At 65.7% G+C, this 13,305-nt stretch carries 13 protein-coding genes; 8 read left to right on the forward strand and 5 right to left on the reverse strand.

Going from position 1 to position 13,305, the window contains the following annotated elements:
* Positions 1 to 80: 80 nt before the first annotated feature.
* From ABIC17_RS18670 to ABIC17_RS18695, 6 genes are all read left to right on the forward strand, one after another.
* Positions 81 to 1,724: an electron transfer flavoprotein-ubiquinone oxidoreductase gene (locus tag ABIC17_RS18670; RefSeq protein ID WP_354284594.1), complete on the forward strand. Its 1,644-nt coding sequence runs from the start codon at positions 81 to 83 to the stop codon at positions 1,722 to 1,724.
* A gap of 255 nt (positions 1,725 to 1,979) precedes the next feature.
* Positions 1,980 to 2,804, forward strand: a complete 825-nt coding sequence (locus tag ABIC17_RS18675) for a 4-(cytidine 5'-diphospho)-2-C-methyl-D-erythritol kinase (RefSeq protein ID WP_354284428.1) — start codon at positions 1,980 to 1,982, stop codon at positions 2,802 to 2,804.
* A 202-nt stretch (positions 2,805 to 3,006) separates the two neighbouring features.
* Entirely contained in the window at positions 3,007 to 3,741 is a 735-nt protein-coding gene (locus tag ABIC17_RS18680; protein ID WP_354284430.1) for an N-formylglutamate amidohydrolase, read from the forward strand.
* An 8-nt stretch (positions 3,742 to 3,749) separates the two neighbouring features.
* Positions 3,750 to 5,471: a dihydroxy-acid dehydratase gene (gene ilvD, locus ABIC17_RS18685; protein ID WP_354284432.1), complete on the forward strand. Its 1,722-nt coding sequence runs from the start codon at positions 3,750 to 3,752 to the stop codon at positions 5,469 to 5,471.
* An 87-nt stretch (positions 5,472 to 5,558) separates the two neighbouring features.
* On the forward strand, positions 5,559 to 6,968 hold the full coding sequence (locus ABIC17_RS18690; protein WP_354284434.1) for an NAD(P)H-hydrate dehydratase: 1,410 nt from the start codon (positions 5,559 to 5,561) through the stop codon (positions 6,966 to 6,968).
* Entirely contained in the window at positions 6,965 to 8,146 is a 1,182-nt protein-coding gene (locus ABIC17_RS18695; RefSeq protein WP_354284436.1) for a class I SAM-dependent RNA methyltransferase, read from the forward strand. Before ABIC17_RS18690 ends, ABIC17_RS18695 begins: the two co-directional genes overlap by 4 nt.
* A 9-nt stretch (positions 8,147 to 8,155) precedes the next feature.
* Here the strand turns inward: ABIC17_RS18695 and ABIC17_RS18700 are convergent, their stop codons facing one another.
* Positions 8,156 to 8,707 carry a class I SAM-dependent methyltransferase gene (locus ABIC17_RS18700; RefSeq protein WP_354284438.1) on the reverse strand — a complete coding sequence of 184 codons (552 nt, stop codon included), beginning with the start codon at positions 8,705 to 8,707 and terminating at the stop codon, positions 8,156 to 8,158.
* 95 nt (positions 8,708 to 8,802) lie between these two features.
* Here ABIC17_RS18700 and ABIC17_RS18705 point away from each other — a divergent pair, with 95 nt between their 5' ends.
* Positions 8,803 to 8,973 (forward strand): CsbD family protein, encoded by a 171-nt coding sequence (locus ABIC17_RS18705; RefSeq protein ID WP_354284440.1) that lies wholly within the window; start codon positions 8,803 to 8,805, stop codon positions 8,971 to 8,973.
* A 63-nt stretch (positions 8,974 to 9,036) separates the two neighbouring features.
* Here the strand turns inward: ABIC17_RS18705 and ABIC17_RS18710 are convergent, their stop codons facing one another.
* The 4 genes from ABIC17_RS18710 to ABIC17_RS18725 all read right to left on the reverse strand — a co-directional run bounded on the left by ABIC17_RS18710 (position 9,037) and on the right by ABIC17_RS18725 (position 11,717).
* On the reverse strand, positions 9,037 to 10,686 hold the full coding sequence (locus ABIC17_RS18710; RefSeq protein WP_354284442.1) for a thiamine pyrophosphate-binding protein: 1,650 nt from the start codon (positions 10,684 to 10,686) through the stop codon (positions 9,037 to 9,039).
* A 130-nt stretch (positions 10,687 to 10,816) separates the two neighbouring features.
* Positions 10,817 to 11,149 (reverse strand): Grx4 family monothiol glutaredoxin, encoded by a 333-nt coding sequence (grxD, locus tag ABIC17_RS18715; protein WP_354284444.1) that lies wholly within the window; start codon positions 11,147 to 11,149, stop codon positions 10,817 to 10,819.
* A 5-nt stretch (positions 11,150 to 11,154) separates the two neighbouring features.
* Complete coding sequence (locus ABIC17_RS18720) at positions 11,155 to 11,394, reverse strand: BolA/IbaG family iron-sulfur metabolism protein (RefSeq protein WP_354284446.1); 240 nt, start codon at positions 11,392 to 11,394, stop codon at positions 11,155 to 11,157.
* Positions 11,394 to 11,717, reverse strand: coding sequence for a DUF1476 domain-containing protein (locus ABIC17_RS18725; protein ID WP_354284448.1), 324 nt, complete (start codon positions 11,715 to 11,717; stop codon positions 11,394 to 11,396). Before ABIC17_RS18725 ends, ABIC17_RS18720 begins: the two co-directional genes overlap by 1 nt.
* Before the next feature lie 143 nt (positions 11,718 to 11,860).
* On the opposite strand from ABIC17_RS18725, the gene ABIC17_RS18730 reads away from it, so the two are divergent.
* The gene (locus ABIC17_RS18730; protein WP_354284450.1) at positions 11,861 to 13,291 is read left to right on the forward strand and encodes an Nramp family divalent metal transporter; all 1,431 of its coding nucleotides are present in this window, start codon (positions 11,861 to 11,863) and stop codon (positions 13,289 to 13,291) included.
* Positions 13,292 to 13,305 lie beyond the last annotated feature (14 nt).

Consider the following 13,305-nt stretch of genomic DNA (forward strand, 5'->3'; position numbering starts at 1 on the left):
TCCGCGTGCGCGACGAGACCGCGCTGCCCCAACCGCAGTGGAGAGACACCGTGAGTGACACCGAAACCCAGCGTGAGTCGATGCCCTATGACGTTGTGATCGTCGGAGCGGGGCCTGCGGGCCTGTCCGCCGCGATCCGGCTGAAACAGGTTGCGGCCGAACGCGAGATCGAGCTGTCGGTCTGCGTCCTCGAAAAGGGGTCGGAAGTCGGCGCGCACATCCTGTCGGGGGCGGTGATCGACCCGAAGTCGCTCGATGAATTGCTGCCGGACTGGCGCGACATGGGCTGTCCGCTCGCCGAGGTGCCGGTGACCGACAACCAGCATTGGATGCTGTCGAAGCGCGGCAAGCGCGCGGTGCCGCATTTCATCACCCCCGGCTTCATGCACAACAAGGGCACCTATACGGGCAGCCTGGCCAATCTATGCCGCTGGCTCGCCGGGCAGGCTGAGGAATTGGGGGTCGAGATCTTCCCCGGGTTCGCCGCTGCCGAGATCCTGTACAATGACGACGGATCGGTGAAGGGTGTCGCGACCGGCGACATGGGCGTTGCGCGCGATGGTTCGCACAAGCCCGACTATACGCCGGGGCTGGAGATCCACGCGAAGTACACCTTGCTCAGCGAAGGCGTGCGCGGGTCGCTGTCGAAGCAGATCATCGCCAAGTTCGACTTGGCGCGCGACAGCCAGCCGCAGGTGTATGGGATCGGGATCAAGGAACTGTGGGACATCGCGCCCGACAAGCATGTTCCCGGGCGCGTGATCCATACGCAGGGCTGGCCGCTCAACGAGACGCCAGGGTCGAACGGTGGTGGCTTCCTCTACCACCAGGCGAACGGTCAGGTCGCGCTCGGGTTCGTGACGTGGCTGAGCTATACCAATCCGCATCTGTCGCCGTTCCACGAGATGCAGCGCTGGAAGACGCATCCAGCGATCGCCGAGATTTTACAGGGTGCCAAGCGCGTGTCCTATGGCGCGCGCGCGATCAACGATGGCGGGTTGCAGTCGATCCCCAAGCTGGTGTTCCCGGGCGGCGCGCTGATCGGCTGTTCGGCGGGGTTCCTCAACGTGCCGCGGATCAAGGGTACGCATACCGCGATGAAGTCGGGCATGATGGCCGCCGAAGCCGCGGTCGAGGCGATCGCGTCGCAGCGGCAGCATGACGAGTTGGTGGCGTATCCGGCGGCGTTCGAGGACAGCTGGGTCAAGAAGGAGCTGTCGATCGTCCGCAACGTCGTGCCGCTGGTCGAGAAGTTCGGCGAGCTGGTCGGGTCGGGGCTTGCCAACGTGACGATGTGGCTGGAAAGCTGGGGCGTGAAGATGCCCTTCACGATGAAGCACCACGCCAACCACAAGACCTTGTGGCGCAAGGACCAGGTGCATCCGATCACCTACCCCAAGCCCGACGGCGTGCTGACCTTCGACCGGCTGTCCTCGGTGTTCATCTCGAACACCAATCATGAGGAGAACCAGCCGGTTCATCTCAAGCTGGCGGACCCGGACATTCCGGTGAAGTATGACCTGCCGCTCTACGACGAGCCTGCGCAGCGTTATTGCCCGGCGGGGGTTTACGAGATCGTCGGCGAGGAAGAGGGCGACCCCAAGTTCGTCATTAACGCGCAGAATTGCGTGCATTGCAAGACGTGCGACATCAAGGATCCGACGCAGAACATCACCTGGGTGGTGCCCGAGGGCGGTGGGGGGCCGAACTATCCGAATATGTGACTCGCTTCTTCCCCGGCGAAGGCCGGGGCCCAGTCGCGAAGGGCGTTGTTGGCGCGCGGGGTGCTCGCCATGGACCGGCCGCGACTGGGCCCCGGCCTCCGCCGGGGAAGGGAAGTGGTTTGGGCGTGCTCCTTCCCCGGCGCAGGCCGGGGCCCAGGTGCGAAGGGCGTTGTTATCGCGCGCGGTGCTCGCCATAGACCGGCCACGACTGGGCCCCGGCCTTCGCCGGGGAAGGGAAATGGTTGGACTGGCCCGATGATTACCGAACGCGCTCCCGCGAAGATCAATCTGGCGCTCCATGTCCGCGCGCGGCGGTCGGATGGCTATCATGAACTGGAAACGCTGTTCGCCTTCGTGACGGACGGCGACATGGTGACGCTCGCGCCTGGCGCGTTGTCGCTAACGGTCACCGGGCCCTTCGCGGCGGGCCTGTCGGGCGAGGGGGACAATCTCGTCCTGCGCGCGGCGCGGGCGTTTGCCGAGCGATTCGGCACGAGCGTCGGGGGGGTGTTCACGCTCGACAAGCATCTGCCGGTCGCCTCCGGGATCGGTGGTGGTTCGGCGGATGCAGCGGCGGCTCTTCGGGCGCTGGCACGGGCGAACGACGTTGCCATCGACGATCCGCGCCTGTTCGAGATCGCGGAGGCGCTCGGGTCGGACGTGCCGGCCTGTCTGCTCGGCCACACCGCTTTGGGGCTGGGGCGTGGCGAGCGGCTGGAACGGCTCGACGGGCCGTCGGGGATGCCGGTGCTGCTGGTCAATCCGGGTGTCGCCGTGTCGACGGCGGCGGTGTTCAAGGCGTGGGACGGGGTCGATCGTGGCCCCATGCCGGACGGCGACGTGCTGGCGCTGGCGCTTGCGGGGCGGAACGATCTCGAGGCCCCGGCGCGCGCTTTGGCCCCCGCGATCGATGCGGTGCTCGAACGGCTCGCTGCGGGCAATCCGTTGCTCGCGCGAATGTCGGGGTCGGGTGCGACGTGTTTCGCGCTGTACGCCACTGCCGCGGATCGGAGCGCCGCTGCCGCAACCATTCGGGCAGACCAACCAGACTGGTGGTGTCTTGAAACGGCACTCGCGTGACAGAAAGGTGTATCACTATGGAACGCAGTGCGGCGGCGGCCAACACCGAATGGCGCGAAACGGGGATTGGCGCGATGTTTGCTGATGGAATGCACGATGGGTCCACCGCTCTCCGTGGTGCATCCGTCGATGGCCCGCGGTCGCGCCGCGCGTCATCCAGGCTCAGGGGCGACGCGGGCAACTTCGTCGCCCCACTGCGCGTATGAGCCGCCCGATCGTTCTCGGCGGCGCGCCGGGCGGCATCCTGCTGATCTGCGATCACGCATCGAATGCCGTGCCCGCGGGGATCGACCTACGGATCGACCCGGCATTGCTCGACAAGCATATCGGCGTCGATATCGGGACCGCGCCGTTGACCGAGGCGCTGGCGACCGCGCTCGGGGCGCCGGCAGTGCTTGCGACGGTTTCGCGGTTGGTGATCGATCTGCACCGGCAGCCGGATCATCCCGGACTTATCCCGGTAGTCAGCGATGGCCATGCCATTCCCGGGAATGTCGAGGCAGACCGGTTCGACCGAATCGCGCGTTTATACCAGCCGTATCATGCGACTTTAAAGGACGTGATTCGAGCGGTTAAACCCAATCTGCTGGCGTCGATCCACAGCTTCACGCCGCGACTCGAAACCGCCGATGGTCCCGTGCGGCCGTGGGAGATCGGGATCCTCTCGAATCGCGATCGTCGCGCTGCCGATCTCGCATTGACCCTGCTGCAAGAGCGCGGACTGGTGGTCGGCGACAACGAACCCTATTCGGGCCGCTTGCTGAACGCGACGCTCAATCGCCACGGCGAAGCGCGGGGAATCCCCAGTATCGCGATCGAGGTCCGCAATGACCTGTTGGCGGACGATGCGGGCGTCGCGCGGTGGCGCGACATTCTCGCCCCGATTTTGATCGAGATACGTAATAGACTTGCGCAAACGGGTGCTGTCGCGACATAGGCGCGCGCATGACACGCACTTTCGACAAATCGAAGCTCCCCAGCCGTCACGTTTCGGTCGGGCCCGAGCGAAGCCCGCACCGCAGCTATTATTACGCGATGGGGATCGCCGAGGAGGACATCGCCAAGCCGTTCGTCGCCCTGGCGAGCGCCGGAAATAACTCCGCGCCATGCAACACCACGCTCGATTCGCAGGCGGATGCCGCGCAGGAAGGCGTCATCACGGGCGGTGGCATGCCCCGCCGCTTCAACACGATCACCGTGACCGACGGGATCGCGATGGGGCATCAGGGGATGAAATCCTCGCTCGTCAGCCGCGAAGTGATCGCCGATTCGGTCGAGCTGTCGGTCCGCGGGCATTGCTACGACGCGCTGGTCGGCTTCGCTGGCTGCGACAAGTCGCTGCCGGGAATGATGATGGCGATGCTGCGGCTCAACGTGCCGAGCATCTTCGTGTATGGCGGGTCGATCCTGCCCGGGCGGTTCCACGACAAGGACGTCACCGTCGTCGACGTGTTCGAGGCGGTCGGCAAATATGCCGCGGGCGGATGCCCGCTGCAGGAGTTGATCGAGCTCGAGAAAGTCGCATGCCCCGGCCACGGCGCGTGCGGTGGCCAGTTCACCGCGAACACGATGGCGTGCGTCGGCGAGGCGATCGGCCTTTCGCTCCCCAATTCGAACATGATGCCCGCACCGTATCGCGGCCGTGACGAGATCGCGATCGCGGCGGGCAATCAGGTGATGGAGCTCATCGCCCGCAACATCCGCCCGCGCGATATCTGCACGCGCGAGGCGTTCATCAACGCCGCCCGCGTCGTCGCGGCAACCGGCGGGTCGACCAATGCGGCATTGCACTTGCCCGCGATGGCGAGCGAAGCGGGGATCGAATTCGATCTGTTCGATGTTGCTGAAGCTTTCAAATCAACACCTTACATCGCCGACCTCAAGCCCGGCGGGAAGTATGTCGCGAAGGATATGTACGAGGCTGGCGGCGTCTACATGCTGATGAAGACGATGCTGGCGGGCGGGTTCCTCGACGGAAACTGCATGACGGTGACGGGCAAGACGCTCGGCGAGAACATCGATCAGGTGACGTGGAACCCCGACCAGAAGGTGATCTACGACGTCAAGACGCCGTTGTCCGCGACTGGCGGCGTGGTCGGGTTGCGCGGCTCGCTCGCGCCCGATGGTGCGATCGTCAAGGTCGCCGGGATGCACCGGCTCCAGTTCGAAGGCCCGGCGCGCGTCTTCGATTGCGAAGAGGATTGCTTCGCGGCGGTCGAGGCGCGTGCGATCAACGAGGGCGAAGTCATCGTGATCCGTTACGAAGGGCCAAAGGGCGGTCCGGGGATGCGCGAGATGCTGTCGACCACCGCGGCACTGTATGGCCTCGGGCTCGGCGAAAAGGTCGCGCTGATCACCGACGGGCGTTTCTCCGGCGGCACGCGCGGATTCTGCATCGGCCACGTCGGCCCCGAAGCGGCCGAGGGCGGGCCGATCGCGCTGGTCGAGAATGGCGACATGATCCGGATTGATGCCGAGGCAGGAACGATCGACCTCGACGTCGACGCGGACACGCTGGCGACCCGCAAGGCCAATTGGGTCGCCCGCGTCAACGATTACCAGTCGGGGGCGCTGTGGCGCTATTCGCAGACGGTCGGGCCTGCCTATAAGGGCGCGGTAACGCATCCTGGGGCAGCAACCGAACGTCATGTTTACGCGGACATCTGAGGCGAGGGACCGGTCGCTATCGCCGCCGGCCCTACCGGCGGCGGTATCGGGCGGACGGCGGACGGTCACCCTGCAACGGCTGGCGCGATGACGCCGATCGACGGAACGCCCATTCTCTCGGCTGCGCAGATGCGCGGTGCGGAGGAGGCCGCCATGGCTGCGGGTGCAACCGTGGACAGCCTGATGCTGACCGCCGGTCGGGCGGTAGCGGAGGCGGTTCGGCGTCTTGCCGCCCACGCCGAGATCCTCGTCGCCTGCGGGACGGGCAACAATGGGGGCGATGGCTATGTCGCGGCGCTGGCGTTGCGCGAAATGGGGCTGGACGTCCGCGTCGCGGCGCTCGGCGAACCACGTAGCGAGGCTGCGACGGCGGCACGGTCGCGCTGGATGGGGCCGGTCGAACCATTGCTGACTGCCGACCCGGCGGCGATCCTGGTCGATGCGGTGTTCGGCACCGGATTAACACGCGCGCTGGAGCCAGAACTTGCGGCGGCGTTGGAGCGTTTGTCTTCGGCTGCCCGTCTGACGATCGCGGTGGACCTGCCAAGCGGGGTGACGACGGATACGGGCGCGGTGCCCGGCGATGCGGTCTTGGGCGACGTCACGCTTGCGCTCGGAGCGGTGAAACCGTCGCATCTGCTGGTGCCTGCGGCGAGTCACTGCGGGACGATACGGTTGCTCGATATCGGGCTGGGGCCGGACATCGGTGCTGCGTTGCGCGTTGCCCGGCGGCCGGACTTTCCCAAGACACCTGGTCCTTCGGCCCACAAATATACGCGTGGCATGGTCGCCGTGGTGGCGGGCGCGATGCCCGGTGCCGCCGAGCTTTCGGCCGAGGCGGCGTTGCGCGCGGGGGCGGGCTATGTCCTCCTGCTCGGGAACACCGGCACGACCGTACCCCATGCCATCGTGCGGCGGCAGTATTCAGCGGATGCGCTCGGCGACACGCGGATCGGGGCTGTCGTCATCGGACCCGGCCTGGGCCGCGATGCTGTGGCAGCCTCCCTGCTGGACGACGCAGTCCTGGCAGATGCGTCGCTGATCATCGACGGCGATGCATTGCAGTTGCTCGACGCCGGGCGGCTGGCGACGGCCCGCGCGCGGAAGGCGCCCACGATCCTGACGCCGCACGAAGGCGAGTTCGATGCGGTGTTCGGAAAGAGCGATGCCCCGCGGATCGAACGTGCGCTGACTGCGGCGCGGGATACGGGCGCGATCGTCGTATTGAAGGGGGCGAGCACGATCATCGCTTCGCCGGACGGCACAGCGATCGTCACGCCACCGGCTGACCCGTGGTTGTCGACCGCGGGAACCGGGGACGTGCTGACGGGCGCAATCGCTGCGGTGATCGCGGCGCAGGACATCCGGCACATCTCGCTGATCGATCGTGTCGCCGCTGGGGTATGGCTCCATTCGCAGGCGGCACGGCGGTTGCCGGGGGCTTTCCTGGCGGATGATCTTGCACACGCGCTCAGCGCCGTTAGGGCGGCGCTATGAGCGATACGATTGTAAGAGTAGCTGCGCGCGGCGATGGCGTGACCGCAAATGGCCGTCATGCGCGGTTCGCGGCACCCGGCGATACGTTGACCGCTGACAATGCGGTCGTTCCGGGACCGCACCATCAGACGCCGCCTTGCCGCCACTTTCCCGAATGCGGCGGGTGCCAACTCCAGCATCTCGACGATGCGAGCTATGCCGATTTCCTGGTGGATCGTATCGCGGGGGCACTCGCCGCGCAGAATGTGCGCGCGGAGATCCGCGCGCCGTTGCTGTCCCCGCCGCGTACGCGCCGCCGCGCGACGTTGCATGCCGAGGTGAAGGGTGGTGCGATCAAGCTCGGGTTCAGTGCCGCGGCAAGCCACGAGATCATCGACGTCAAGGAATGCCATGTCCTGACACCCGCGCTGTTCGCTGTGCTGACGCCGCTGCGCAAACTGCTTGCGCGGACTCTGAAGGGGCGGGCACGGATCCACCTGACCGAGATCGACCAGGGCATCGACTTGCTGATCGAAGGCACACTGTCCGAAAGTCTGGCGGTGGCCGAGGCGCTGACGCAATTCTGTTCGGACCATGCGATCGCACGGCTTGCAGTCGACGATGGTCTCGGGCCGGAAACCCGGTGGGAGCCCGAAGGCGCGACGATCACACTGGGGGATGTTCCGGTCCCGTTTCCCGCGGCGTCGTTCCTGCAGGCGACGCGCGAAGGGGAGGCGAGCCTGGTCGGCGCGGTGCGCGAGGCGCTGGCAACCGCAAGCGGCGCGACCGCCGATCTGTTCGCTGGTCTCGGCACGTTCGCGCTCGCCTTGCCGGGGAAGGTCTATGCCGCCGAGGCCGGGCGCGACGCGATCCTGGCGTTGCAGGCGGGTGCCAGTCGTGCAGGCCGATCGCTGTTCACGGAGCACCGCGATCTGTTTAGGCGACCGTTGACCAGCGCGGAGTGCTCGCGTTTCGGTGCGGTCGTGCTTGATCCGCCGCGGGCCGGCGCGCGCGAGCAGATAACGCAACTGGCGGGCTCGACCGTCCCTGTGATTGCCTACGTTTCGTGTAATCCCAGCAGCTTCGCGCGAGATGCGGATATCTTGTGCAAGGGTGGGTATCGGCTGGAGTGGGTTCAGCCGGTCGGCCAGTTTCGGTGGTCGACCCATGCCGAACTTGCTGCGCTGTTCCGGCGCTAAGCGGGCGGGCTAGCGTTTCTCCGCCAGCCAGATACCGGCATCTTCACACGCCGGGTCGGCCAGAACGCGTGCGACCAGGCTTAGTCCGCTGTCGGCGATCGCGGCCGAATAGTCGGCGGCCTCGAGATCCACGCGGTACGGCGACCCATCGCGATAATCCTCACGGCTCGGATCGAGGTCCGCAGCCGCGTTGAACAGCATTCGTCCTTCTGGCTTCAGCCACGCCTCAGCGCGCTTTGCCATCAATGCGCAATCGGCATGCGTCAGCCACGTCAGCGAGTTCCACGCGATGACTGCGTCGAAGCGCTGGGGGATGTCGACGATCCGCATGTCGCCCTTGATCCATCGACCGCGCGGGAAGCGCGTCGTTGCAAGCGTGACGACCGATCCGGCTGAATCGACGCCGGTCAGATCGAACCCGCGATCCATCAAATAGCGTGCGATTGGCTCGCCATCCCCGCAGCCGAGATCAAGAATCGCGCTACCGGGGGCCAAGGGTGCAACCAGCCGATCAACCCACGCCTGGCCGATGAACCCAACCGTGGACACGCGCTTAGCCATCTGTCGAGGGAACCCCTGCGGATATCAGCCGTTTATTACTCGGGAGTAGCGGATGTCGGCTGGCGACATCACCTGATACCGAAAGGATTAAAGCCATGGGCGAACTCATCGACAAGATCAAAGGCAACGTCAACGAGGCCATCGGCAAGGCGAAGCAGGAAAGCAACAATCCTGATACGCAGGCAGACGGTGCCGCACAGGAAGCCAAGGGCAAGGCCCAGCAGCTCGGTGGCAAGGTCAAGGGCGCGCTCGGCGACGATATCTGAGCTGCGACTGACTGATTGATACAGGCCGCTCCGGGAAACCGGGGCGGCTTTTTCTTGTCGGGATCATGTCGAAAGCGTCGCACCAGCGGTAATGACCTTCATGTCCGTCTTGAGGTGAAGCAGCCGGACCCCGGGCTCGGTCATTGCGCGTTCCAGCGCCGGCGCGAATGCTTGGGTGGTCTCTACCGTTTCGGCCCAGCAGCCATGAGCGCGCGCCAAGGCAGCGAAATCGGGGTTTTGGAGCGCTGTCCCACTGACCCGGCCTGGAAATTCACGTTCCTGGTGCATGCGGATCGTGCCGTAGCCCGCATTGTCGATGATTAGCACGAGCATGTCCACACCGTGCGAAACCGCGGTCGCGAGTTCCTGCCCGTTCATCAGGAAGCATCCGTCGCCCGCCAGCGCGACGACGGTGCGCCCGGGGTGGCGCAGCGCAGCAGCAGTCGCCGCGGGAACGCCATACCCCATCGCGCCCGCGGTCGGGGCAAGCTGCGTCCCCGGACCGGCATAGCGCCAGTAGCGATGCCACCATCCCGAGTAATTGCCGGCACCGTTGCAGATGATGCTGTCGGCGGGAAGTCGCGCGCGCATCTCGGCGACGCACGGGCCGAGGTCGAGCGCAACGCCGTCGCGCGGGGCGGGTGTCGACCAGGCGAGATAGTCGTCATGTGCGCCGCTATCCTCGCGCGGGCGGCTTGCGATCGAATGAAGCGCGTCGGCGAACGACCCCATATCCGCGCAGATCGCGAGGTCGGTACGGTAGGTCTGCCCCAGTTCGTTGGGGTCGGGGTGGACATGGACCAGCCGCTGTCCCGGATGGTCCGGCGTGATCAGCGTGTAGCCATCGGTCGTCGCTTCGCCCAGCCGCGGGCCAACGACCAGAAGGAGATCGGCGTCTCGGACGCGCTGGACCAGCGCGGGATTGGGGCCGTAGCCGAGGTTCCCCGCCCAGACCGGCGAGGTGTTCGGCAACGCATCCTGACGGCGAAAGGCGGACGCGACCGCGAGGCCGCTGCGTTCTGCCCACATGCCGAAGGAGTCGGCTGCGCGTTTGTTCCACCCCGCGCCCCCGATGATCGCGAGCGGTCGCTCGGCGGCTTCCAGCATTTCGCCCAACGCGTGAAGCTGGAACGGGTCACAGGCCTGCACCGCGGGCATGACGCGGGGGCGATCGACCGTTTCCACGACGTCGAGCAGCATGTCCTCGGGCAAAGCGAGCACGACGGGTCCGGGCCGTCCCGACATCGCCACGGTCCAGGCGCGCGCGACATATTCGGGGATGCGCTGGGCATCGTCGATCTTCGCCGCCCATTTCGCGATCGGACCGAACATCGCGGGGAAATCGATTTCCTGGAAGGCTTCGCGGTCGCGCGTGGCGCGGTCGACGTCGCCGATGAACAGGATCATTGGCTGCGAATCCTGCATCGCGACATGGACGCCGATCGACGCATTGGTCGCGCCGGGTCCGCGGGTGACGAAGGCGACGCCCGGTCGCCCGGTCAACGCGCCATCCGCGCAGGCCATGAACGCGACGCCACCTTCCTGGCGGCAGACGGTCAGGTCAATTTCGGGGGAATCATGCAGCGCGTCGAGGACCGCCAGGAAGCTTTCCCCGGGAACGGTGAAGATCCGGTCGCAGCCTTGCGCGAGGAGATTGTCGACCAAAATGCGGCCACCCGTGCGGCCGTCGGAATGCGGAGAAAGCGTCGTCATGGCCCGGTCTTAGCGAGGCATCGGGCAGATCGCAAAAGGCCAAGGCGGTCCGGGCCGCAAGCCTGTCGAGCGGAACGCTCGAGCAGGGCGGGTCGCGGCCAACAGGGCGCGGCGACCCGCCCGATTCGGGTCAGTTCGCCTTGGCGACGCCCTGTTCTTCCAGCAACGTGGCGAGCTCACCGCTCTCGTACATCTCCATCATGATGTCCGACCCGCCGACGAACTCGCCCTTGACATAGAGCTGCGGGATCGTCGGCCAGTCCGAAAAGGCCTTGATGCCCTGACGGATGCCCTGGTCCTGCAACACGTCGACGCTATCGAACTCGACGCCGACATGGTTGAGGATCGCGATCGCGCGGCTCGAGAAACCGCACTGCGGGAACAACGGGCTGCCCTTCATGAACAGGACTACGTCGGACTTGCCGACGATGTCGGCGATACGGCTGTGGGATTCGTCGGTCATCATCTTTACTCCTGAACAGGGACGGCGGTGGTGAGCTGCAATGCATGGAGCACGCCACCCATCCGGTCGCCCAACGTGGCGTAAACGGCACGCTGTTGCTTCAACCGCGGCATGCCGCGGAAACTCTCGGCGGTGACACGCGCGGCCCAATGGTCGCCGTCACCCGCCAGATCCGTCATCTCGACGCGCGCGTCGGGGATACCCGCGACGATCAGCGTCTCGATCTCGTGCGCAGACATGGGCATTATTCGACCCCCATCAACTGGCGGCGCGCTTCGATCGTCTTTTCCTCGATCGTGCGGCGGATCGTCGCCTCGTCGATCGCGACGTTGGCGGCCGTCAGGTCGCTGACCAGCTTGCGGATCACGTCCTCGTCGCCGGCTTCCTCGAAATCGGCCTGGACGACAGCGGTGGCATAGGCATCCGCCTCTTCCTTGGTCAGCCGCATCTCGGTTGCCGCCCAATGCCCCAGCAAGCGATTGCGTCGGGCGATGATACGGAACGCCATTTCTTCGTCGCGTGCATATTTGGTTTCGAATGCGCGCTCGCGATCGTCGAAGCTGCTCATATGCCGTTAGTCCCCGGAAACGGTAAGAAAGGATTGCCACGAGATAGGGGCAGCAACGCGTTGGTGCAACGCATCGCTGTCGCAACCGTTCGTGGCGCAAATCCGCGTCGGAGAATCGCGGGAATTCAGGTAGGCAACACGGCATGGCAGCATCACACCCGAAACGTGCATTATTCGAGCGCATGATTGCCCCGGCGGACTCCCCCGACTTCGCGCGATCGCTGCCGGAGGCGCATCGCAGCGTGAAGGTGTGGGAGACAGGCGACCCCAAGCGTTCGCGGTTCTGGCAGTGGTTGGGGTTCGCAGGGCCGGGGTTTCTCGTCTCGGTCGGGTATATGGATCCGGGCAATTGGGGCACCGATCTCGCTGGTGGCAGCCAGTTCGGCTACACTCTGTTGTGGGTGATCCTGGCATCCAACCTGATGGCGATCTTCCTGCAGGTGCTGTGCGCGCGGTTGGGGATCGTCACCGGGCGTGACCTCGCCCAGTCGTGCCGCGATTACTACGCACGCCCGGTCGGCATCGCGCTTTGGCTGTTGTGCGAGTTTGCGATCATCGCATGCGACCTGGCAGAAGTGGTCGGATCTGCGGTTGCGCTCAACCTGCTTCTCGGGCTGCCGCTGCTGTACGGGGTGATCCTGACCGGGCTCGACGTGCTCTTGCTCCTGCTGCTGGTCAACCGGGGTTTCCGCAAGATCGAAGCGGTCATCGTAGTCCTGGTGGCCACGATCGGCTTGTGTTTCGCGTACACCATCTTTCTCGCGAAGCCCGACTGGAATGCGGTGGCTTTGGGGGCCATCACACCGGCGATCCCGAATACTGCGGCGTTGTTGATCGCGCTCGGCATCCTCGGCGCAACGGTCATGCCGCATAACCTTTATCTGCATTCGTCGATCGTCCAGACCCGCGCGTTCGGTACGGGCAAGCGTGACGTAAAGGCGGCGCTGGCGTTCAACACGGTCGATACCGTCCTCGCGCTGGGCATGGCGTTCTTCGTCAACGCGGCGATCCTCGTGCTGGCGGCGGCGGTGTTCTGGCGCAATGGCATTGTCGTTTCCGAGTTGCAGGAAGCGCATGAATTGCTTCGCCCCGCGCTCGGTGGGGCCGCTGCAACGGCGTTCGCGCTGGCGCTGCTGGCCTCGGGCCAGTCGAGCACGATTACGGGGACGCTTGCTGGCCAGATCGTGATGGAGGGGTTCCTGCGCATCCGGGTCGCGCCGTGGCTGCGGCGTCTGGTGACGCGCGGGCTGGCGATCATCCCGGCCCTGATCGTCATCTCGGCTACCGGGGGGAAGGATACCGTCGAACTGCTGGTGGTGAGCCAGGTCGTGCTGTCGATGCAGCTGCCCTTCGCCATCTTCCCGCTGATGATGGTAACGAGCAGCCGGGCGCGGATGGGCGATTATGCCAATCCCCTGTGGGTCAAGCTGGTCGGCTATTCGATCTGCAGCGTGATTGCGGGGCTCAACGTCTATCTGCTGTGGGAGACGATCGGGCCGGTCTGGGTCGGCGCGATTGGTGCCGTGATGCTGGCTTTCGCCGGGTACGTGCGCTTCGTGTACCGCCCCGCCTGAGCGGGGCGGTATGG

The organism is Sphingomonas sp. PvP056, assembly GCF_040549155.1.
Taxonomy (GTDB): domain Bacteria; phylum Pseudomonadota; class Alphaproteobacteria; order Sphingomonadales; family Sphingomonadaceae; genus Sphingomonas.